At 59.1% G+C, this 22316-nt stretch carries 23 protein-coding genes; 13 read left to right on the forward strand and 10 right to left on the reverse strand.

The annotated features are described in order from the left end of the window. Positions 1–11: 11 nt before the first annotated feature. The 3 genes from rsmB to def are packed head-to-tail and all read right to left on the reverse strand — an operon-like array spanning position 12 to position 2842. A complete protein-coding gene (gene rsmB, locus ACA051_RS00070) occupies positions 12–1322 on the reverse strand; it encodes a 16S rRNA (cytosine(967)-C(5))-methyltransferase RsmB (protein WP_497373010.1) in 1311 nt (436 codons plus the stop codon). Further along, positions 1319–2278 carry a methionyl-tRNA formyltransferase gene (gene fmt, locus ACA051_RS00075; protein WP_497306700.1) on the reverse strand — a complete coding sequence of 320 codons (960 nt, stop codon included), beginning with the start codon at positions 2276–2278 and terminating at the stop codon, positions 1319–1321. The genes rsmB and fmt overlap by 4 nt, the downstream gene beginning before the upstream one ends. A 57-nt stretch (positions 2279–2335) precedes the next feature. Then, on the reverse strand, positions 2336–2842 hold the full coding sequence (gene def, locus ACA051_RS00080) for a peptide deformylase (RefSeq protein WP_046056612.1): 507 nt from the start codon (positions 2840–2842) through the stop codon (positions 2336–2338). Positions 2843–3012: 170 nt separating this feature from the next. On the opposite strand from def, the gene ACA051_RS00085 reads away from it, so the two are divergent. From ACA051_RS00085 to tsaC, 3 genes are all read left to right on the forward strand, one after another. Then, positions 3013–4038 carry a LysM peptidoglycan-binding domain-containing protein gene (locus ACA051_RS00085; protein ID WP_497306702.1) on the forward strand — a complete coding sequence of 342 codons (1026 nt, stop codon included), beginning with the start codon at positions 3013–3015 and terminating at the stop codon, positions 4036–4038. An 80-nt stretch (positions 4039–4118) separates the two neighbouring features. Then, a complete protein-coding gene (gene dprA, locus ACA051_RS00090; protein WP_497306703.1) occupies positions 4119–5222 on the forward strand; it encodes a DNA-processing protein DprA in 1104 nt (367 codons plus the stop codon). 54 nt (positions 5223–5276) lie between these two features. Continuing rightward, positions 5277–5834, forward strand: a complete 558-nt coding sequence (gene tsaC / locus ACA051_RS00095) for an L-threonylcarbamoyladenylate synthase type 1 TsaC (RefSeq protein ID WP_497306704.1) — start codon at positions 5277–5279, stop codon at positions 5832–5834. 127 nt (positions 5835–5961) lie between these two features. Here tsaC and ACA051_RS00100 read toward each other — a convergent pair whose 3' ends face one another. After that, the gene (locus tag ACA051_RS00100; protein WP_497373012.1) at positions 5962–6939 is read right to left on the reverse strand and encodes an NADPH:quinone reductase; all 978 of its coding nucleotides are present in this window, start codon (positions 6937–6939) and stop codon (positions 5962–5964) included. A gap of 164 nt (positions 6940–7103) precedes the next feature. On the opposite strand from ACA051_RS00100, the gene hemF reads away from it, so the two are divergent. Both hemF and aroE read left to right on the forward strand, forming a co-directional pair. Beyond that, positions 7104–8018, forward strand: coding sequence for an oxygen-dependent coproporphyrinogen oxidase (gene hemF, locus ACA051_RS00105; RefSeq protein WP_497306708.1), 915 nt, complete (start codon positions 7104–7106; stop codon positions 8016–8018). Positions 8019–8031: 13 nt separating this feature from the next. Continuing rightward, positions 8032–8853, forward strand: coding sequence for a shikimate dehydrogenase (gene aroE / locus ACA051_RS00110; protein WP_497306710.1), 822 nt, complete (start codon positions 8032–8034; stop codon positions 8851–8853). Positions 8854–8981: 128 nt separating this feature from the next. Here aroE and ACA051_RS00115 read toward each other — a convergent pair whose 3' ends face one another. From ACA051_RS00115 to betC, 3 genes are all read right to left on the reverse strand, one after another. Then, a complete protein-coding gene (locus tag ACA051_RS00115; RefSeq protein WP_497373014.1) occupies positions 8982–10550 on the reverse strand; it encodes a SulP family inorganic anion transporter in 1569 nt (522 codons plus the stop codon). A gap of 107 nt (positions 10551–10657) precedes the next feature. Beyond that, positions 10658–11578, reverse strand: coding sequence for a choline ABC transporter substrate-binding protein (choX, locus tag ACA051_RS00120; protein WP_497373016.1), 921 nt, complete (start codon positions 11576–11578; stop codon positions 10658–10660). Between the two features lie 16 nt (positions 11579–11594). Then, complete coding sequence (betC, locus tag ACA051_RS00125; protein ID WP_497373018.1) at positions 11595–13109, reverse strand: choline-sulfatase; 1515 nt, start codon at positions 13107–13109, stop codon at positions 11595–11597. 114 nt (positions 13110–13223) lie between these two features. Between betC and ACA051_RS00130 the strand changes: the two genes are divergently transcribed. Then, positions 13224–14174: a choline sulfate utilization transcriptional regulator gene (locus ACA051_RS00130; protein WP_497306717.1), complete on the forward strand. Its 951-nt coding sequence runs from the start codon at positions 13224–13226 to the stop codon at positions 14172–14174. Here ACA051_RS00130 and ACA051_RS00135 read toward each other — a convergent pair. Further along, on the reverse strand, positions 14161–14838 hold the full coding sequence (locus ACA051_RS00135; protein ID WP_497373020.1) for an NAD(P)-dependent oxidoreductase: 678 nt from the start codon (positions 14836–14838) through the stop codon (positions 14161–14163). The genes ACA051_RS00130 and ACA051_RS00135 overlap by 14 nt on opposite strands. Positions 14839–14923: 85 nt before the next feature. On the opposite strand from ACA051_RS00135, the gene ACA051_RS00140 reads away from it, so the two are divergent. Beyond that, on the forward strand, positions 14924–15250 hold the full coding sequence (locus tag ACA051_RS00140; protein WP_497306720.1) for a DOPA 4,5-dioxygenase family protein: 327 nt from the start codon (positions 14924–14926) through the stop codon (positions 15248–15250). Here the strand turns inward: ACA051_RS00140 and ACA051_RS00145 are convergent, their stop codons facing one another. After that, positions 15251–15652, reverse strand: coding sequence for a GFA family protein (locus tag ACA051_RS00145; RefSeq protein ID WP_497373022.1), 402 nt, complete (start codon positions 15650–15652; stop codon positions 15251–15253). A gap of 419 nt (positions 15653–16071) precedes the next feature. Here ACA051_RS00145 and ACA051_RS00150 point away from each other — a divergent pair, with 419 nt between their 5' ends. Both ACA051_RS00150 and ACA051_RS00155 read left to right on the forward strand, forming a co-directional pair. Beyond that, positions 16072–17379 (forward strand): CitMHS family transporter, encoded by a 1308-nt coding sequence (locus tag ACA051_RS00150; protein ID WP_497306722.1) that lies wholly within the window; start codon positions 16072–16074, stop codon positions 17377–17379. 85 nt (positions 17380–17464) lie between these two features. After that, positions 17465–18232, forward strand: coding sequence for a TerC family protein (locus ACA051_RS00155; protein ID WP_131059072.1), 768 nt, complete (start codon positions 17465–17467; stop codon positions 18230–18232). A gap of 149 nt (positions 18233–18381) precedes the next feature. Here ACA051_RS00155 and ACA051_RS00160 read toward each other — a convergent pair whose 3' ends face one another. After that, entirely contained in the window at positions 18382–18663 is a 282-nt protein-coding gene (locus ACA051_RS00160; protein WP_403105202.1) for a DUF6124 family protein, read from the reverse strand. Between the two features lie 465 nt (positions 18664–19128). Between ACA051_RS00160 and ACA051_RS00165 the strand changes: the two genes are divergently transcribed. Genes ACA051_RS00165 through ACA051_RS00180 form a run of 4 tightly spaced genes read left to right on the forward strand, consistent with a single transcriptional unit; the run spans position 19129 to position 22088 of the window. Next, complete coding sequence (locus tag ACA051_RS00165; protein WP_497373024.1) at positions 19129–19626, forward strand: PAAR domain-containing protein; 498 nt, start codon at positions 19129–19131, stop codon at positions 19624–19626. Between the two features lie 19 nt (positions 19627–19645). Beyond that, entirely contained in the window at positions 19646–20803 is a 1158-nt protein-coding gene (locus ACA051_RS00170; RefSeq protein WP_497373026.1) for a DUF2515 family protein, read from the forward strand. Then, the gene (locus ACA051_RS00175) at positions 20803–21432 is read left to right on the forward strand and encodes a hypothetical protein (RefSeq protein WP_497373028.1); all 630 of its coding nucleotides are present in this window, start codon (positions 20803–20805) and stop codon (positions 21430–21432) included. Before ACA051_RS00170 ends, ACA051_RS00175 begins: the two co-directional genes overlap by 1 nt. A 29-nt stretch (positions 21433–21461) precedes the next feature. Then, on the forward strand, positions 21462–22088 hold the full coding sequence (locus tag ACA051_RS00180) for a hypothetical protein (RefSeq protein WP_497373030.1): 627 nt from the start codon (positions 21462–21464) through the stop codon (positions 22086–22088). The last annotated feature ends 228 nt before the right edge of the window (positions 22089–22316 follow it).

A 22316-nucleotide genomic window follows, 5' to 3' on the forward strand; every position in this document is an offset into this window, starting at 1 on the left:
CTTAAAACCGGTTAACCGCGTGCGGCGGCGATCTTGATCAGCTTGGCGTAGTAGAACCCGTCGTGGCCGCCTTCCTGGGCCAGCAACTGGCGACCATGAGGTTGCTTGATGCCGGCCGCCGTGGCGAGGTCCAGTTCACGCGCACCCGGTGTGCGAGCGAGGAAGGCTTCGATGACTTCGGTGTTCTCGGTCGGCAGCGCGGAGCAGGTGGCGTAAAGCAGAATCCCGCCGACCTCCAGAGTTATCCACATGGCGTCCAGCAGTTCGCCCTGAAGCATCGCCAGTGCAGCAATGTCATCCGGTTGGCGAGTCAGCTTGATGTCGGGGTGACGACGGATCACGCCAGTCGCCGAACATGGCGCATCCAGCAAAATGCGCTGGAAAGGTTTGCCATCCCACCAGGTCGCGGTGTCGCGGCCGTCGGCGGCGATCAGTTCTGCGCTCAAGCCCAGGCGTGCAAGGTTCTCGCGCACTCGAACCAGGCGCTTGGCTTCCAGATCCACCGCCACGACGCCAGCCAGTTTTGGCTCGGCTTCGAGGATGTGGCAGGTCTTGCCGCCCGGCGCACAGCACGCATCCAGTACCCGTTGGCCCGGCGCGAGGTCGAGCAGGTCGGCGGCCAGTTGCGCCGCTTCGTCCTGCACGCTGATCCAGCCTTCGGCGAAACCCGGCAAGCTGCGCACGTCGGCGGCGGCTTCCAGGATGATGCCGTCCTGACTGTAGACGCATGGCGTGGCGGCGATGCCGGCCTCAGTCAGCAGCCCAAGGTAAGCGTCGCGAGAGTGGTGGCGGCGGTTGACCCGCAAAATCATCGGCGGGTGAGTGTTGTTTGCCGCGCAAATGGCTTCCCACTGCTCAGGCCAGAAAGCCTTGAGGGATTTTTGCAGCCAGCGCGGATGCGCGGTGCGCACCACCGGATCGTGTTCCAGCTCCGCCAGTAGTGCTTCGCTTTCACGTTGGGCGCGGCGCAGCACGGCGTTGAGCAAGGCCTTGGCCCAGGGCTTTTTCAGCTTGTCGGCGCAACCGACGGTTTCACCGATGGCGGCGTGGGCCGGAACACGGGTGTAGAGCAGTTGATAAAGACCGACCAGCAGCAGCGCCTCGACATCGGCGTCCGCTGCCTTGAACGGCTTCTGCAGCAACTTGGCCGCCAGCGCCGACAAACGTGGCTGCCAGCGTGCGGTGCCGAACGCCAGGTCCTGGGTGAAGCCGCGGTCACGGTCTTCGACCTTGTCCATCTGTGTCGGCAGCGAACTGTTGAGGGAGGCTTTTCCGTTAAGAACAGCGGCAAGTGCCTTGGCGGCGGCAAGACGCGGGTTCATTGAGCGTCCACCGCTTGACCGAGCACGGTGCCGAGGGCGAATTTCTCACGACGGCTGTTGAACAAGTCGCTGAAGTTCAGCGCCTTGCCGCCGGGCAATTGCAGACGAGTCAGACACAGGGCTTGCTCACCGCAGGCGACGATCAAGCCGTCCTTGCTGGCGCTGAGGATTTGCCCCGGTGCGCCCTGCCCTTCGGCGAGGCTCGCGGCCAGCACTTTCAGTGCTTCGCCGTTCAGCGTGCTGTGCGTGATCGGCCACGGGTTGAAGGCGCGGACCAGATGTTCCAGCTCAACCGCCGGACGGCTCCAATCGATGCGTGCTTCGTCTTTGTTCAATTTGTGCGCGTAGGTGGCAAGACTGTCGTCCTGCACTTCGCCTTCCAGCGTTCCGGCGGCGAGGCCGGCTATCGCTTGAATCACGGCCGGTGGGCCCATTTCGGCGAGACGGTCGTGGAGGCTGCCGCCGGTGTCTTCGGCGGTGATCGGCGTGGTGACTTTCAGCAGCATCGGCCCGGTGTCGAGGCCCAGCTCCATGCGCATCACGGTCACGCCGCTTTCGCTGTCGCCGGCTTCGACGGCACGCTGGATCGGCGCCGCCCCGCGCCAGCGTGGCAGCAACGAAGCGTGGCTGTTGATGCAACCCAGGCGCGGAATATCCAGCACCACTTGCGGCAGGATCAAGCCATAGGCGACCACCACCAGCAAGTCCGGCTTGAGTGCGGCCAATTCAGCCTGGGCTTCTTCGTTGCGCAGCGTCGGCGGCTGCAACACCGGGATGTTGTTTTCCAGCGCGAGTTGCTTGACCGGGCTCGGCATCAACTTTTGCCCACGGCCCGCCGGACGGTCCGGCTGGGTGTAAACCGCGACGACTTCGTAAGGGCTGGCGAGCAGGGCCTTGAGGTGTTCGGCGGCGAATTCCGGGGTGCCGGCAAAGACGATGCGCAGTGGCTCAGTCATGGGAGCAATCTCTGAAAAGAAAAAGGCTTGCCGCAGCAAGCCTTTGAAAGAAGGGCATCAAGCGTTCTGGCGATGGAGCTTTTCCAGTTTCTTCTTGATTCGGTCGCGTTTGAGATTGGACAGGTAGTCGACGAACAATTTGCCGTTCAGGTGGTCGCATTCGTGCTGGATGCACACGGCGAGCAGGCCTTCGGCGATCAGTTCGTAAGGCTGGCCGTCGCGGTCCAGGGCCTTGATTTTGACCTTCTGTGGGCGATCGACGTTTTCGTAGAAGCCCGGCACTGAGAGGCAGCCTTCCTGATACTGCTCCATCTCGTCGGTCAGGGTTTCGAACTCGGGGTTGATGAACACCCGTGGTTCGCTGCGGTCTTCGGAGAGGTCCATCACGACGATACGTTTGTGCACGTTGACCTGGGTCGCGGCGAGGCCGATGCCTGGCGCTTCATACATTGTTTCAAACATGTCGTCGACCAACTGACGCACTTCGTCGTCCACTACGGCCACGGGTTTGGCGATAGTGCGCAGGCGCGAATCGGGAAATTCGAGGATGTCTAAAATGGCCATAAGCTTAATTGCTGCACGTGTGAGGTAAAGTCGGGTCGATGGCCTGGCAGGTCCGAAGATGCAGGCTACCGTTGTGAAGCGTAGCTCCTTTTCTTTTCTCAAAGAGTCAGGAGCGAGCCACGAGGGCTCTGGCGTTTCACGCGAACGCACATAATAAAGGGATTCACCGCATGAGGAAATCACTACTCGCCTTGCTCCTTCTGGCCTCGGCCGGTTTGGCGCATGGGCAAGTGCAACTCAAGGAAGGTTTTCCACAGCAATACACGGTGGCGGCGGGTGACACACTCTGGGACATTTCGGGAAAATTCCTCCGCGAGCCGTGGAAGTGGCCGGAGCTGTGGCAGGCCAATCCACAGATTGAAAACCCTAATCTCATCTACCCCGGCGACTCGCTGTCGCTGGTCTATGTCAACGGACAGCCGCGACTGACCCTCAATCGTGGGGTTTCACGCGGCACCATCAAGCTCTCGCCACGGGTGCGCAGTTCGTCGGTGGCTGATGCGATCCCGAGCATTCCGCTGCAATCGATCAACAGCTTTTTGTTGAGCAACCGCATCGTCGACAAGGTCGAGGACTTCGACAAGGCGCCCTACATCGTCGCCGGGGATGCCGAACGCGTGCTCAGCGGCACCGGTGACCGCATTTTCGCCCGTGGCCATTTCGACCCGAACCAGCCGGTCTATGGGATCTTCCGCCAGGGCAAGGTCTACACCGATCCGCAGAGCATGGAGTTTTTGGGGATCAACGCCGATGACATTGGCGGCGGCGAAATCATTGCCACCGAGGGCGACGTCGCCACCCTGGCACTGCAACGTACGACTCAGGAAGTGCGTCTTGGCGACCGTTTGTTCAGTGGCGAGGAACGCTCGATCAACTCGACCTTCATGCCCAGTGCGCCAAAAACAGAAATTAATGGCTTGATCATCGATGTGCCGCGCGGGGTTACCCAGATTGGCGCGCTGGATGTCGTGACCCTGAACAAAGGTCAGCGCGATGGCCTGGCCGAAGGCAACGTGCTGGTGGTGATGAAGACCGGTGAAACCGTGCGCGACCGGATCACCGGCCAGCCACTGAAAATCCCCGATGAGCGAGCCGGTTTGCTGATGGTGTTCCGCACCTACGACAAGCTCAGTTACGGGCTGGTGCTCAACGCATCGCGCTCGCTGGCGGTCATGGACAAGGTGCGAAATCCTTAAGCCTGCTCCACAAGTTACCAACAGAGTTATCCACAGCTTATTCCCGTTTGAACGGGGCTCATAACGATCAAGGATGATCCATGTCGCTGTCTACCGTCACACCGGTTTCCCCTGCGGAACTGGAAGCTCGTTTACGTCTGCATCGTTTGCCGGAACTTGGTCCGGCGCGTTTTAAGAAACTGCTCGAAGCCTTCGGCTCGGCGTCCAAAGCCATCAGCGCGCCCGCCAGCGCCTGGCGTTCGCTGGGCTTGCCGCTGGCGTGCGCCGAAGCACGGCGCGCCAATGAAGTGCGCGATGGCGCGGCCCACGCATTGGCCTGGCTAGAGCGTCCGGGCCAGCATTTACTGATGTGGGACCAGCCGGAGTACCCCGCGCTGCTGGCGGAAATCAGCGATGCACCACCGCTGTTATTTGTGGCTGGCGATCCCGACATTCTGGAACAACCGCAATTGGCGATGGTCGGCAGTCGTCGCGCTTCGCGACCGGGCATGGATACCGCAGCGGCATTTTCGCGCAGTCTTGCCGGCGCCGGTTTCGTCATCACCAGCGGTCTGGCGCTGGGCATCGATGCGGCCGCACATCAAGCTGCACTGGACGTAGGTGGGCGAACGGTCGGGGTACTTGGCACGGGACTTGAAAAGTTTTATCCACAGCGCAATCGGCGGCTGGCGGACGCCATGATCGCGTCGGGCAGCGCGGTGCTTTCCGAGTTCCCCCTGGACGCCGGTCCCAGCGCCGGCAACTTCCCTCGGCGCAACCGAATCATCAGCGGTTTATCCCTCGGTGTGCTGGTGGTCGAGGCGAGTGTTGCGAGTGGTTCATTGATCACGGCGAGGCTGGCGGCGGAACAGGGGCGCGAGGTGTACGCGATTCCAGGGTCGATCCATCACCCTGGCGCCAAGGGGTGTCACCAGTTGATCCGCGACGGGGCGATGCTGGTGGAAACCATTGAGCATATCCTCGAAGCCTTGCGCGGTTGGCAGCGGCTGCCGTTATCCACAGAGACGCTGCAAGCACCCACTCATCCACTGCTCATGTTGCTTCACGCCGCGCCCCACACCAGCGAAGCGTTGTCGGTCAGCAGTGGCTGGGCCTTGTCCAAAGTGCTGGCAGCGCTGACGGAGCTGGAAATGGACGGCCGGGCGGTGTGCGAAAGCGGACGCTGGTTTGCGCGGGTGAGCTAGGTTTTATAAGGAAGATCGGTAAACTGCGCAGAGCCTTATTCCGGAGAGTTTTTCATGGTCAACAGTTGGCGCGTGCAACAAGCCGCACAAGCCGTTCGCGCAGGGGCAGTGATTGCCTATCCAACCGAAGCGGTCTGGGGCCTGGGTTGCGATCCGTGGGACGAAGAGGCGGTGTATCGTCTGTTGATGATCAAGGGCCGCTCTGTGGAGAAGGGCCTGATTCTGGTGGCCGACAATATTCGTCAGTTCGACTTCCTGTTCGAAGACTTCCCGGAACTGTGGATGGACCGCATGGCCAGCACGTGGCCGGGGCCGAATACCTGGCTGGTGCCGCATCAGAATCTGTTGCCGCAGTGGATTACCGGCGTGCATGAAACGGTGGCACTACGCGTTAGCGACCACCCGCAGGTGCGGGATTTGTGTGCGATGGTGGGGCCGTTGGTGTCGACCTCGGCTAACCCTCAGGGCCGGCCGGCGGCGCGGACCCGGCTTCGCGTCGAGCAGTATTTCCGTGGGCAGGTGGATCTGGTGTTGGGCGGGAATCTGGGTGGGCGCAGGAATCCGAGCGTGATCCGCGATGTGGCGACCGGGAACGTCATTCGCCCGGATTAATCCCGCAGTAACACCTGTGGCGAGGGAGCTTGCTCCCGCTGGACTGTGCAGCAGTCCCGTTCTTTTAAAGATATGAGGGGCCGCTTCGCGGCCCAGCGGGAGCAAGCTCCCTCGCCACAGTTTGATGTTAAGGCAGCAGAACCGTCGAGCCAGTAGTACGCCGCGCCGACAACTCGGTCTGCGCCTTCGCCGCATCAGCCAATGGATACTTCTGACTGATGTCCACCGTCAGCTTCCCGCTGATAATCATCTCAAACAGCTCATCCGCCATACGCTGCAGGCTCTCGGCATTGTTGGCGTAGGTCGCCAACGTCGGCCGGGTCACGTACAGCGAGCCCTTCGCCGACAAAATCCCCAGGTTCACCCCGTCCACTGCGCCGGACGCATTGCCGAAGCTCACCACCAGGCCCCGTGGTGACACACTATCGAGTGACGTCAACCAGGTGTCCTTGCCGACGCCGTCGTACACCACCGGGACTTTTTTGCCGTCAGTCAATTCCAGCACCCGTTGTGCGACGTTTTCGTGGCTGTAGTCAATCGTTGCCCAAGCGCCGTTGGCTTTGGCCAGTGCGGCTTTCTCTGGCGAGCTGACCGTGCCGATCAGCTTCACCCCCAAGGCCTTGGCCCATTGGCAGGCCAGGGATCCGACACCGCCCGCGGCGGCATGGAACAGGATGGTTTCGCCGCCCTTGAGTTCATACGTCTGACGCAACAGGTACTGCACGGTCAGGCCCTTGAGCATCACACCGGCGGCCTGTTCGAAACTGATTGCATCCGGCAAGTGCACCAGGTTGGCCTCCGGCAAAACGTGAACCTCGCTGTAGGCGCCCAGCGGGCCGCTGCCGTAAGCCACACGATCGCCGACCTTGAACCGGGTCACTTCGCTGCCGATGGCCTCGACCACGCCCGCACCTTCCGAGCCCAGGCCCGATGGCAGGGCGGGCAGCGGATAGAGACCACTGCGGTAATAAGTGTCGATGAAGTTCAGGCCGATCGCCTTGTTGGTCACGCGAACCTGCTGGGGCCCGGGCTCGGCGGGTTGGTAATCGACATACTCGAGCACTTCGGGGCCGCCATGGGCGCGGAACTGGATACGCTTTGCCATCAGAACTCTCCTTAGGTCATTTTGCCAAGCTCCCTATCGGACTCCTAAGCTTGACCTTCGTCAACTGCGGCAGGCCCATCTGCGATGTTATGCTACGCGCCCATTTGCGCCGGCCCCTGCTCCGATGGAGCGCCGCGTAGCTTTGCCCGATTCAAGGTGATGACATGACGACCCGCACCGAGGCCGTAAAAGCCTACCTGCTCGACCTGCAAGACCGTATTTGCGCAGCCCTTGAAGCTGAAGACGGTGGCACGACATTCGTCGAAGACGCCTGGACCCGGCCTGCCGGCGGTGGCGGTCGCACGCGCGTGATCGAAAACGGCGCGGTCATCGAAAAGGGCGGCGTCAACTTTTCCCACGTCTTTGGCAGCGGGCTCCCACCGTCCGCCAGCGCCCATCGGCCCGAGTTGGCCGGTCGTGGCTTCGAAGCCCTGGGCGTGTCGCTGGTGATTCACCCACACAACCCGCAGGTGCCGACTTCCCACGCCAACGTGCGCTTTTTCATCGCTGAAAAAGAAGGCGAAGAACCGGTCTGGTGGTTCGGCGGCGGTTTCGACCTGACCCCTTATTACGGCAATGAAGAAGACTGCGTGCACTGGCACCGCGTCGCCGAGCAGGCCTGTGCGCCGTTCGGTCCGGACGTCTATCCGCGCTACAAGGCCTGGTGCGACAGCTACTTCCATATTAAGCATCGCCATGAACCACGGGGCATCGGCGGCTTGTTCTTCGATGACTTGAACGAGTGGGACTTCGACACCAGCTTCGCATTCATGCGCGCCATCGGTGATGCCTACATCGATGCGTACTTGCCGATCGTGCAGCGTCGCAAGAATGATGCGTTCACCGCCAAGCAGCGCGAATTCCAGGAATTCCGCCGTGGCCGCTACGTCGAGTTCAACCTGGTTTACGATCGTGGCACGTTGTTCGGTCTGCAATCGGGCGGGCGTACTGAGTCGATCCTCATGTCCCTGCCCCCGCAAGTCCGCTGGGGCTACGACTGGAAGGCGGAGCCGGGCAGCGAAGAAGCCCGCCTCACCGAATACTTCCTGCAAGACCGCGATTGGTTGGCCAAGGCCTGAACGAGGAGTTCTGATGGACCGTTACGTCGTATTCGGTAACCCGATTGGCCACAGCAAGTCGCCGCTGATCCACCGCTTGTTTGCCGAGCAGACTGCTCAGCAACTGGACTACAGCACCTCGCTGGCACCACTCGACGACTTTTCCGACTTCGCCAAGGGGTTTTTCCTCGAAGGTCGCGGGGCGAATGTAACGGTGCCGTTCAAGGAAGAGGCTTATCGCCTGGCCGACAGCCTGACGGAACGTGCGCAGCGGGCCGGCGCGGTGAACACCCTGAGCAAACTCGCTGATGGCAGCCTGCTGGGCGACAACACCGACGGCGCCGGGCTGGTGCGGGACCTGACGGTCAACGCCGGTTTCAGTCTCAAAGGCAAACGCATCCTGCTGCTCGGTGCTGGCGGCGCTGTACGCGGTGCGCTGGAACCGTTGCTGGCCGAGCAACCCGCTTCGGTCATTATCGCCAACCGCACGGTTGAGAAAGCCGAGTTGCTGGCGGAATTGTTTGCGGATCTGGGGCCGGTGTCAGCCAGTAGTTTCGATTGGTTGAAGGAGTCGGTGGACCTGATCATCAACGCGACGTCCGCGAGTTTGTCGGGCGATGTACCACCGATTGCCAGCAGCCTGATCGAACCGGGCAAGACCGTGTGCTATGACATGATGTACAGCAAGGAGCCGACCTCATTCTGCCGCTGGGCCAGTGAGCACGGTGCGGCGGTGTCGATGGATGGATTGGGGATGCTCGCTGAACAAGCGGCAGAAGCGTTCTTCCTGTGGCGCGGCGTGCGCCCGGACACGGCGCCGGTGCTGGCCGAACTGCGCCGCCAACTGGCGCTGTAGTTCTTTGTGGCGAGGGAGCTTGCTCCCGCTCGGGTGCGAAGCGCCCGCAGATTTTCAGGGCTGCTTCGCAACCCAGCGGGAGCAAGCTCCCTCGCCACAGGTTATGCGTTCGTCATCAGAGTGGTGTTTCAGTCCTCAAACCGGATCGGGCATTTCTCCGCACCTTCAAGCTTGCGCAACTCCTCCACCACCTGCGGCCGCGCCCGGCGCAAGGTCAGGCTGCGATCCTGTTTGAGCAGCCGTCGCGCTTCCTGATGCAGCATTTCCACACCTGAATAGTCGATAAAGTTGATCTGCTGCGCCTCGATCACCACCCGCACGCCGTGCATCCGTTGCAGGCGCACTTGCAGGTAATGGCTGGCGCCGAAAAAGATCGAACCGCCAACCCGCAGAATGTCTTCATCGCCTTCGCGCCAATGCTGGACTCGCGGTTGCGAAGTACGTTTGAGGTAGAAGAACAAGGACGCCAAGACCCCGGCATAGATGGCTGTCTGCAACTCCAGCAGCAGCGTGGCCACGCAGGTCAGCGCCATGACCAGGAACTCGGCGCGACTGACCCGCAACAGTGCGCGAATGCCCCGATGATCCACCAATCCCCAGGCTATCAGCAGAATGCTGCCCGCCATGGCCGGGATCGGAATGTGCGCGATCAACGCCGCGCCGAAGATGGCGAACAGCGCCACCCACAGCGCTGAAAATACCCCGGCCAACGGTGAGCAGGCCCCCGCCTCGTAGCTCAGGCCCGAGCGGGTGAAGGAACCCGCTGACAGCGAGCCGGAGAAAAACGCCCCGACCATGTTCGAAAAACCCTGGGCGCGCACTTCCTGATTGGCGTCGAGCAATTGCTGAGAGCGAGCCGACAAGGAACGGGCAATCGACAGACTCGTCACCAGTCCGAGCATCCCCACCGCCACGGCGCTGGGCAGCAGGCGCAGGATCAGGTCCAGATCCAGCGGCAGCGGACTGAAGGGCGGCAGCCGCCCGACAAACGCGCTGACCAACTTCACATGGCCAAACATCGAGGGCCAGAACCACACCAGCAGTCCGCCCAGCGCCAAGGTGATCAAGAGTGTTGGCCAACGTGGCAGCAGTAATTTCAGGATCACGCCTACCCCGACGGTGGCCAGCCCCAGCACCAGCGAAGGTTTATCCACTTCACCGAGGTGTTTGAACACCATCAAAAAGCTGTCCAGCGCGGTGGACTGATTGGGCAGGTCCAGCCCCAGCAGGTTCGGCAACTGGCCGATGGCAATCACCACCGCTGCGCCGAGGGTGAAGCCCAGCACCACCGAGTGAGAAACGAAATTCACCAGGGCGCCAAAGCGCAGCAAACCGAGCAGCCACTGGAAAATGCCGGCGAGCAGCGTCAGAAGCAGGATCAGGGTGACGTAGTCCCCTGACGCGGGAACGGCCAGAGGACTGACGCTGGCATATAGGACGATGGAAATCGCCGCCGTAGGGCCACAGATCAGATGCCACGACGAACCCCAGAGGCAAGCGATCAGCACCGGAATGATCGCGGCGTACAGGCCGTATTCCGGCGGAAGTCCGGCGATCAGGGCGTAGGCAATGGATTGCGGCAGCGCAAGAATTGCGCCGCTGAGGCCAACGATCAGGTCACGCCCAACGCTGGCGCGGGTTTGCCGGGGCAACCAGGAAAGGAAGGGAAAGAGTGAATGGCGGCTGGGGAAGGCCATGGGTCCTCTCGGGTGGGGTTTTGCGCAAGGGTATCAGGACGAGGTGAACATTGTGGCGAGGGAGCTTGCTCCCGCTGGGGAGCAAGCTCCCTCGCCACAGGTAACCCTTACAGCTTGGCTTTTACTGCCGGCAACGCATCTTTCCCATCCACGGTCTTCACGCCATCCAGCCATTTATCCAGCACGGCGGGATTGGCCTTGATCCACGCCTTGGCCGCATCGGCATTGCTGACTTTTTTGTTCACCACCTCGGCCATGATGCTGTTCTCCATCTCCTGGGTGAAACTCAGGTTGGTGAGCAGCTTGCCGACGTTCGGACAGGCCTGTGCATAACCTTTGCGGGTGAGTGTATGAACGCTGCCGGTGTCACCGAAATACTTCTCGCCGCCTTTCAGGTAATGCATTTTCAACTGCACGTTCATCGGGTGCGGCGTCCAGCCGAGGAAGGTCACGAACTTCTGTTTCTTCACCGCGCGGGACACTTCGGCCAGCATGGCCTGTTCGCTGGACTCGACCAGTTTCCACTGGCCCATGTCGAAGTCGTTCTTCTTGATGATCTCTTGCAACGAGATGTTCGCCGGGGCGCCCGAGCCGATGCCGTAGATCTTCTTGTCGAACTTGTCGGCGTATTTATTCAGGTCGGAAAAGTTATGCACACCCGCGTCCCAAACGTAATCCGGGACTGCCAGCGTGAATTCGGTGCCGTCGAGGTTCTTCGCCAGTTGTGTGACATCACCCGTGGCGACGAATTTATCGTAGAAGCCCTGCTGCGCCGGCATCCAGTTCCCCAGGAACACGTCGACCTGGCCATCCTTCAACCCGCCAAAGGTGATCGGTACCGCGAGGGTGTCGACCTTGGCCTTGTAGCCCATGCCCTCCAGCAGAAACCCGGTAATGGCGTTGGTCGCAGCGATGTCGCTCCAGCCCGGATCGGCCATTTTCACCGTGTCGCAGCTCTGATCGGCAAAGGCCGATGCACTGCCCAGAGCCAGTAGCCCGACCGTCAGTACTGTGGATAACTTTTGCATGGACTTCCCCTTAACATTATTGGTTTTGGCAGGGTTGTGGATAACGTGCTTTACGTTCCAGATCGTCGAGGTCGATGTGGTTGCGCATGTACTGCTGACTGGCGTCCACCAGCGGCTGGTGATCCCAGCTCTTTAGCTTGCCGATGGTCAGCGCCTCGGCGACGAAACGCCGGCGACGCTGGCTCGCGAGCACCTGTTGGTGGATCGCCGGAATGTCCCATTTGGCCCGTGCTTCAGCCAGAAATTCCTCGAACAGCGGCCGATGTTGCGGCGATTGGCTGAGTTCTTCCTGTTCGCGCGGGTCGTTGTGTACGTCGAAGAGTAGGCAAGGGTCGTCTTCGCTATAGATGAGTTTGTAAGCACCGCGGCGGATCATCATCAAAGGACTGATAGTGCCTTCGGCCATGTATTCGCCGAAGACTTCGTCGTGACCGCCCTGCCCTTGCAGGTGCGAGACCAGCGAACGACCGTCAAGCGGCAGGCCCGGCTCCAGCGATCCGCCGGCCAGTTCGACGAAGGTGGGCAACAGGTCAGCGGTGGAAACGGCTGCACTCACTCGCCCGGCCCCGAATTGTCCCGGTGCACTTATCAACAGCGGTACGCGGGCGGCCATTTCAAACCAGTGCATTTTGTACCAGAGGCCACGCTCGCCAAGCATGTCGCCGTGGTCGCCGGAGAAGACAATGATGGTGTCGTCGATCAGCCCGGTATCTTCGAGTGTTTGCAGGAGTTTGCCGACGTTGCTGTCGATATAGCTGCACGCACCGAAATAGGCGCGACGCGCATCGCGGATCTTATCCACAGGCAGCGGCTTGTCCCACAGGTCATATACCTTGAGCAAACGCTGGGAGTGCGGGTCGAGATCGATTTGCGCCGGGGTTTGCGGCAGCGGGATGTCGGCATCGTCGTACATGTCCCAAAAAGCCTTGGGAATGGTGTACGGATCGTGTGGGTGCGTCATCGACACGGTCAGGCAGAACGGCTGATCGCCCTCCTCGCGGATGTGATCGAACAGGTATTGCTGGGCCTTGAACACCACCTCTTCGTCGAAATCCAGCTGATTGGTGCGCACGCACGGCCCTGCCTGCAGCACCGAAGACATGTTGTGGAACCAGGTCGGACGCACGTCCGGCTCATCCCAGTTCACCGACCAGCCGTAATCGGCCGGGTAAATGTCGCTGGTCAGGCGCTCTTCATAGCCGTGGAGCTGATCCGGGCCACAGAAATGCATCTTGCCCGACAGCGCGGTGCGGTAGCCGAGGCGACGCAGGTAGTGGGCATAGGTGGGTACATCGGCGGGGAAATCGGCCGCGTTGTCGTAGGCGCCGATCTTGCTCGGCAACTGACCGCTGACCAGGGTAAAACGCGACGGCGCGCACAGCGGGCTGTTGCAATAAGCGGCGTCGAACACCACGCCTTCGGCGGCGAGGCGGGAGAGATTAGGTAATTTGATGGGCGAGGGACCGTAGAACGGCAACATTGGCGCGGCCATCTGATCGGCCATGATGAAAAGAATATTCTGGCGCTTCATGTGATCGCGGCATTCCATAGTGAATATTTATGCGAGAGTGCTGCGATCGAGGATGGAGTCCATGCACTTTGTGGTAAAGCCCATGCACGGCAATGACTAGGATAAGCACCGCTTATGTATGACGCCCTTGGAAATTTGTCGCTGGACCTGCTGCGAGCGTTTGAAGCGGCGGCCCGTCATCGCAGTTTTACCGCCGCAGCGGTAGAGCTGGGCACCACGCAGCCCGCCGTCAGCCAGCAGATCAAACGCCTGGAAGAACAACTCACGGCGCGGCTGTTTGATCGTATTTATCGCGGCATCGAGTTGACTGAGGCGGGGACCATACTTTTCGAGCAGGTTCAGCTCGGTTTGCAGAACATCGATGCCGGATTGAGCGCGATCAGCGCACAGCATCAACATGAGGTCTTGCAGGTGGCCACGGATTTCGCCTTTGCCGCGTATTGGCTGATGCCCCGATTGCACCGCTTTCATCAAGCCAATCCCCAAGTCGACGTCAGCCTGGTCACCAGCGAGCGCAATCACAACATGCTGCGCACAGATATTGATGTGGCGGTGTTGTTTGGGGATGGCCGGTTCAAACAGGGCGAAAGCCATTGGCTGTTCAGCGAAGAAGTGTTTCCGGTGTGCAGCCCGCTGCTGTTGAAGGATCGTCCCCTGCCCTTGTCGGCCCAGTCATTGCTGGAATTTCCGCTGCTGCACCTGCGCGGCGAAAACAGCAGCAACTGGTTCGACTGGAGCGGCGTCTTTCGCGAGTTGGGGATCACATCGGCCCCGGCCCCCGGCCAATTGCGCTTCGACAATTACACGTTGCTGATTCAAGCGGCGATTGGTGGCCAGGGTGTGGCGATCGGCTGGCGGCACCTTGTGGATAACTTGCTGGTGCAGGGTTTGTTGTGTCGACCGATTGTGGACACAGTGATTTCCAGGCTCGGCTATTACGTGGTTCTGCCCCAGCGAAAACGGCGTGGGGTATTGATCCAACAGTTTGTGGACTGGCTGATGGCCGAGCAGGCCAGCAGCGCCCAATCGCTGAATGGTTTACCGCTGCCGTCTATCGCGGTGTAGGGGCGGTCGAAACGAAGGTCACATGCTCGCGAACGTGAAGATTGAGCTGCAGCTCATCGGCAATCCCCACCGCCACGCGGTTCAACCGTTCAAGCGGTTCGGCCAGACCCGGTTCAAGGCTGCTGCTCACATGGCTGAAATGTTCGATCGTCAGCCCCGGCACGCCGCGCGGCGCGTTCACCAGAGTCCAGTGCAAGGCACTGCTTTGCAGCGCATCAAGGATTTCCTCGGCGGCATGCCGCTGGAGGAGATCCAGCGCTTGCGCCTCCGTTTCGTCGAGTTCGGCGAAATCCCCCACCAGGAACAACCGGGCAATGCCGGCCGCCTGCATGCCCGCGATCAGCGCATCCACTGCCAACACTTGCTCGACCGGGCCTGGCACGATGGTTTTTTCCACCGTCTCGCTGTTGAATGGCAGCCCCGGTGCGTCCAGTAGACAAATAACCGCCGAACTGCCCGCCACGCTTTGTTTGACGCGTTCAGGCTCGAACAGATCGCCGGTCTTGGTGCGCAGTCCTGGGCGCGGTGGGAGCGCCGTCAGGTCATCCAGAATTGCGATCACTTCATGTTGGCGCCGTAGCATTTCAGCCATCAGCGCACTGCCGAGGCTACTCATGGCACCATAAAGCACCACTTTCACCACCGGGGTTTCGGCATTTTTCATGGCTGCGATTCCTTGTTTTCCTACGTATATGTCGTGTGACCTGTAGGAATCGGTGAGGGTTCGACTGGGTTTTTGAGGGTTTCAGATGCAACAGATCAAGGGTTACCACGCCCATGTCTATTTCGATGCCAGCAGCATTGATCAGGCGCGAGCGCTGTGTGAGCACGCCGCGCAGGTGTTCCCGCTGAAAATGGGCCGCGTGCACGAACGCCCCGTGGGTCCGCACCCGGACTGGAGTTGCCAACTGGCGTTCGGGCCGGAACTGATCGGCGACGTGCTGCCGTGGCTGGCGCTCAACCGCAAGGGGTTGGTGGTGTTCCTGCACCCGGACACCGGCGACGATTTGCTGGACCACACCGAGCACGCGATCTGGATGGGCGCGATCCGGCCGCTGGATCTGTCTGTTTTTTGATCAGAGGATTTCTTCGGCTTCACCCGGCAAGTGCTCGTCCAGGTGCAGCCAGGGCAATTGGCTGTCCGTCCAGATGTGCCGCTCGGCCGGGGCCTGCTCTGGGTGATCGAGGGTGGCGATGGTCACGTCGATGCTCTCGGGGCTGAGGTGCGTCATCAGCGCCAGTTGCGCCCCGCAGTTCGGGCAGAAATAGCGCACGCAAGTTGTCGAAGATTCGTACTGCGCTGGCGTCCCTTTCAGCCATTTAAAGGCGGACGCGGGCACGGTGATCCAGGTCGTCACGATCCCGCCGCTGACCCGCCGGCAGATCGAGCAATGGCAGTGGGCGATATCGTGCAAAGGTCCGCTGAATTGATAGCGCAGTTGTCCGCAATGGCAGCCGCCGGTGTGAGTGTCGCTCATGACCTTTCCTCCTGATGCGCAGTTACTGACGCCTTCGCGAGCAAGCCCGCTCCCACAGTAGGTCTGTGGCCATTGAAGATCCCGTGTGGGAGCGAGCCTGCTCGCGATGGCCTCAACTCGGTTTAACTCCGTGCCCCAGTCCGACGACCGGTCACACATCCGGTCAATGCTTTCACCAGCGAAAGCTGGCTGAAAGCTTCCCCGATTAGGATCGCCCCCACTGCCGGCAAAAGACCGGTCGGCCAATGCCAGTGTTTTATCGCTCGCACAGCCCATTTAACAACAACAATGGTGATCCTGATGTCCTTTGCTACCCGCCGCTTCGCTGCAACTCCGCCCGTAGGCCTCGTGCTTCCCGTTCTGCGCTGACCTCACCCGGTTCGCCCATTCCCTAGCCGCGCTACGCCTGGAGTATTCCCATGCTGACTTTCCTTGGCTTCGCCATGGTCATCACGTTCATGTTCCTGATCATGACCAAGCGCCTGTCCGCGCTGATCGCCCTGATCATCATTCCTATCGTCTTCGCCCTGTTCGGTGGTTTCGCGCCGAAGATCGGCCCGATGATGCTCGAAGGCATCACCAAGCTTGCGCCGACCGGCGTGATGCTGATGTTTGCCATTCTGTATTTCGCCCTGATGATCGACTCCGGCCTGTTCGACCCGGCCGTGCGCAAGATCCTCAAACTGGTCAAGGGCGACCCGCTGAAAGTGTCGGTCGGCACCGCCGTACTGGCGCTCGTCGTTTCCCTCGATGGTGACGGCGCGACCACTTATATGATCTGCGTGGCCGCCATGCTGCCGCTCTACAGCCGCATCGGCATGAGCCCGCGGATCATGGCCGGCCTGATCATCCTCGCCGGTGGCGTGATGAACATGACCCCGTGGGGCGGCCCGACTGCCCGTGCGGCCAGTGCACTGCACGTAGACCCGTCGGACATCTTCGTACCAATGATTCCAGCGATGGCGGCCGGTGTGGTGGCAATCCTCTTGATTGCTTACTTCTACGGCAAACGTGAACGTGCACGTCTGGGTGAGCTGCACCTGGTGGGCGATGAAGTCGACCACAGTGAAATCAGCGTTTCGCAGTTCCCGGATGCCCGTCGTCCAAAACTGATCTGGTTCAACGGCGCCCTGACCCTGGGCCTGATGTGCACCCTGATTGCCGGCCTGTTGCCGCTGCCCGTGTTGTTCATGGTGGCGTTCAGTATTGCCATGATCGTCAACTATCCTTGCCTGCAACAGCAGAAGGATCGCGTCGCGGCTCACGCCGGTAGCGTACTGGCGGTGGTCGGTTTGATCTTCGCAGCGGGCATCTTCACCGGTATCCTGTCGGGCACCGGCATGGTCGATGCCATGTCGAAAAGCCTGCTGGCGGTGATCCCTGATTTCCTCGGCCCGTACCTGGCCGTGATTACCGCGCTGGTGAGCATGCCGTTCACGTTCTTCATGTCGAACGACGCATTTTATTACGGCGTGTTACCAGTACTTGCCGAAGCAGCCAGTCATTACGGTATAACCGCGGTTGAAATGGCACGTGCCTCGATCGTCGGTCAGCCCGTCCACCTGTTGAGCCCGCTGGTACCATCGACTTACTTGTTGGTGGCCCTGGCCGGTATCGATTTCGGTGACCATCAGCGCTTCACCCTGAAATGGGCAGTGCTGGTGTGCATGTGCATACTGGTTGCAGCATTGCTGATGGGGATCTTTCCGCTGTTCAGCACTCTATAAGCCCAAGACTCACCACAACGGGTCCAGGCTTCGCTGTTTGAAGCCCGGGCCCGTTCTGGTTTAACACTCGCTCAAAGGAATACACATGGAATGGCTGACCAACCCTGAAATCTGGGTTGCCTTCTTTACCCTGACCGCCCTGGAAATCGTCCTGGGTATCGATAACATCATCATGATTTCGATCCTGGTCAGCCGCATGCCCAAACACATGCAGCAGCGAACCCGGATCTTCGGCCTGGCGCTGGCCATGGTCACGCGGATCCTGTTGTTGCTGTCGATCACCTGGGTCATGCGCCTCACCGCCGACCTGTTCGAAATGTTCGGCCAGGGTATTTCCGGGCGAGACCTGATCCTGTTCTTCGGTGGTCTGTTCCTGCTGTGGAAGAGCTCGCAAGAGATGTATCACGCACTGGAAGGCGAGGATGAGACCCACGAGGAACCGACCGCCAAGGGTGGCAGCTTCCTGTACACCATCATCCAGATTGCGATTATCGACATCGTGTTCTCCCTGGATTCGGTGATCACCGCCGTGGGTATGGTTTCCCATGTGCCGGTCATGGTCGCTGCGATCATCGTCGCCGTACTGGTGATGATGCTGGCGGCTGGCACCATCAGCGAATTCATCGACAAGCACCCGTCGCTGAAAATGCTGGCGCTGTCGTTCCTGTTGCTGGTCGGTACTGTGTTGATTGCCGAGTCCTTCGAAGTGCATTTGCCAAAAGGCTACGTCTACTTCGCCATGGCGTTCTCGCTGGCGGTGGAAGCGATCAACATCAAGATGCGCACTGCGATCGCGAAAAAACGCAAACAGCAAGATCCGGTGAAACTGCGCAAGGACATTCCGGGGCAGTAACCCGAACCTGTGCACTGGCTGGTGTCAGTCAGTGCACAAAACCTGTGGGAGCGAGCTTGCTCGCGATGGGGCCATTACATTCAACATCGATGTTGACTGAGAGGCCGCTATCGCGAGCAGGCTCACTCCCACATTTTTTTGCTCAGTGATTACCCAGGCGGATCGAGGTTATCCAGCACTCGATTCACCGCCAACTCCCCCAACATGATGTTTTGCTGAATCCCCAGCAGGGTATTGCGATGCGTGCCTTCCATTCGTGCGGCGAAATCACTGGCCATGACACTGGCCGACGCCAACGACTCGCAGGCGTGAGCGAGCAGGGTTTCGTTATCGACCTTTGGGTCTATGAAGAAGATCGTGCTGGGTTTGCGTGGTGGGAAGTCGTGGGGGACCGGGTCGGTGTCCGGTGGGTTGGGTGTTGCCTTGAACATAGATAGAACTCCAGTACCGGTTACATGGAGCCTTCACTCTCGCTACCAAACGAAGGTGGCGGCCATACACAGGTTGGTAGACCGGAGTACTGGAACCGGCGCCCCCGAAGGGACCCTGCGCATGGCCACCATAAGCTACGACCTGAAAAAGCGTCCGCAAAAAGTGGCTATGCGCCAGACTCCGGGCTACCAAACCCGATCGCTGTTTTTAGCGATGGATAAACGATAGATAGCAGGGTCAAGGCGCACAAGCCGGCGGATTCTGGCGTAGCCGTAGGCAACGACGCAAGGTGTTGTAGCCTCCGAGAAGTAACGCCGGGTGTCTTTAAACACGCACTGAAAAAACGCGTGAATCACGTCAAAACAGCCGAATGCTTTCCAACCGCTTTTCTCCAAAGGTTGACGCATCCAGCTCTGGTGGTTAGCGTCCCCCGCTCGCTTCAAACGACATGACAAGGAATGCATATGTCAGGAAAACCGGCTGCACGCCTCACGGACCCCACCACCTGTCCCCTCCCCGGTCACGGCACCAACCCGATTGCCAGCGGGTCTCCCGATGTGTTCTTCAACGGCCTTGCGGCCGCTCGGGTCAGCGACAAATGCACCTGCGGCCAGGCCCTGAACGGCGGATTTTCTTCAACCGTGTTCATCAACGGCCTGAACGCCATGACGCTCGATAGCACCACCAGCCATGGCGGTGTGGTAATTGGCGGCTCCGGCAACGTCATCATCGGCAGCTCTCATACCCCCACGCCATTCATTCCGCCCCTGCCGATCATCGGTCAGCCCTTGGTCGAATTCAAAGCCGTCAGCGCCGGCAATGGCGAACCCATTGCCCAACAAGACTACGAAATCGAAACCGCCGAAGGCCGCATCGTCAAAGGCCAGACCAACGCAGAGGGCATGACCCAAAGTGTCGCCACCCTACAGCCCGACCTCGCCGTAGTCCGCTGGACTGTCTGACGCCTCAAGGAAGAATGAAATGACTGGACAATGCATGGCCCCAGACGACCTGGACATGAAGAAACTCTGGGACAGCACCTGCGAACTCCCCGCTTGCAAGCGCGAAACCACCAAGGCCGGCCCCAACCCGAAAACCCGCGTCGAAGTGCCGTTGCTGACCTGTAACTGCCTGTGGCGCAGGTTTCAGAAAGAAGCCGAAGAGTGGGTCGCACCGGGCGGCGTGTTGATTGCCGACCCGCAAGTGCGCAACCGCAAGATCAACGCGGCCTATGCACAGTTGTGGCTGGCGGATAACCGGTTTCAGTGGGCGGGGTTGGCGGCGTTTGCTTCGAAGCAGGTGGGATGTGGGTTGTTGCATGCCACTACTTTGGAGCAACGAATTGAAGCCGAAAAAAAGGCCTACCGGACGCTCAAAGATAGCCAGCCCAAAGATTTGTATGAACATATGGTGGTCAACAAATGGCGTTCGGACCCTGAACTCTGGAATAAATGGAACCAGGCAAAGCAGCAGAATTCGGTCCCCCTTACGAGTGATCCACTCTCTGGCGATGCAATTGCATTGCTCCAGGAAGAATTGAAATACGTTCACCAAATGCTGGCGCTTGGAAACACTGCTCTGTTCTTGGATGTTTACCCACTGCACCGTTTTTTTATGGTGCGTGGATTTAAAGAGATGGAGAAGTGTTTGCCTGACCGCAGCAGCCTGAGTAAAGAAGTGCTCTGGCCTATTGCGGATAAAGTCGACTTTGGCACTGCCCGTCTGGAGATTTCCGATACGTTCGCCTCTATTGATAAGGGCGATGTTAGCGGCAGCGTCAGAGCGATGGCTCGGCATGAACAGTTAAATATCCTTCAACCTGCAATGTATGACGTAGAACATTTCGCACTATTAATGCGAGGTACTCAAGCGGGTGACGTGGTGTCGGTTGTTACTGGCCTGTTTTCGGGACTGCCTGAGGAGATACAGTTAACTCTCGCAAGTCAATGTAAAGTACCAGATGGTCGGAAAGTTGCTTTTAGCCGTAACCCAATTGCGGATTTAGCAGACAAGGATCAGCGAATGGAGTTTGTATTGCGAGCGGCAACACAATTTGACACTTTGTTAAAAAATCCAACCGCCCATGCTCAACTAAAGGCATCCATTTCGGAAATTGCTAGCGGCGGAGGAGTAAAGTGATGCGTAAGTTGCTTTGGAGTCTTCTGGCTCTGATCTCCATATTCTTGATTATTTATATCGTTCTCGATTGGATAGCCGTAGATACGATTTCCGTTCGTGTAGGAAAACCCTATGAAGATGTAGCGCGAGACTCCACGTTTCCAGTCAAAGCTAAAACTGCAATATATCCAAGTGAGCCGCCTGAAGTAGACTCAACTTGGATCAGCAGTCCAGTGGTTATCCATTTTGATGACCCGCAGCATGGCTTCACTTTGCCGCAAACTAAGTTCGGCGCAGTGGGTTACCGTGAGGGGAAAGTATCGACTCTCACCACTTCTCCGATGTTGGATGCTCTACCCTACGATCAATTAACGCCCTTAATTTTCCAGTTGCAGGAGATGTTAAAAAATTCTGGATGGGTCCCGCGGGATAATGAAAGCCACGCTTGGTTGGGATTAAGTGACGAGGTCGAGAGAAAGGCATTGCAGAACCTGTTATTCGACCAAGTTGTTGTTGTGATGCTTCTGGTTCCGCACAAATATGGTCTTGCGCTTAACGTCAAATGCTACGCCCGCTGTGATGAGCGCGACCCGAAAACCGCGAAGTATCTGATAGATGTCAGTGTCGGTTCGGATTACTACAGCGAATGATGAGTCGCGCCAGAAGGCGGCGTCGGTGTTTGCAAAGAGCAGCATTTTTTACGCTGTTCATTTGTCTGACTTCTTTTCACCACCCAGTTGATTTTTTGAGCGTTCATATCGGGAAGCCATACAGAGAAGTCGCACAAGACTCGACATTCCCTGTTTATGGCAATACGGCAATTTATCCTGGGGATCCTAACGACGCTAAAGATCCACCTCATCCGAGCTCTACCTGGATCAGCCATCCAGTCGTCATCAGACTTGATGATCCCGACTATGGTTTTACGCTGCCCGCTACCACGTTCGGTGCGATCAGTTGGTCCAAATTCAAAGCGATCACCCTAACTACTTCGCCGATGCTGGAAACCTTGCCGTTCGAGCAAGCGGTAGCACTCCTTGAAAGGTTACAACAAAATTTCAATCAGCTCGGGTGGACTCCAGAGCCTGTGGAGGGTAACGACTGGCTAAAAATAGAAACCAAGGGGGATAAGGCGCGGCTTCAGGCGAAACTCTTTGATCAAGTCGACGGCGTCATCTTGTTGATTCCGCACAAATACAGTTTGATCCTTCACATCAAATGTTATGCCCGCTGCGCTGAACGAAACCCCGAGACAGCCAAATATTTGATCGACGTAGGGCTAGGCGACGATTTCTTTAGCGATTGAACTACCAATGATCTTAGGACTGCTGCGCAGCCCAGCGGGAGCAAGCTCCCTCGTCACAGGGGTTGTGTTCGCGCATCTTTTCAACTGTCCGGCTGAAACCTTCGGGTCCCTTCTTCATTTCTGCATCAATCTGTTTTCATGACAGTTTTGTTTCAATCACTTCTTTAGCTATGCGATGCTGGCGCCCAGACCGTTAGCCAACTACAGCTTAAGTACAGAACGTAGAAC

The organism is Pseudomonas sp. LBUM1669, from assembly GCF_059695705.1.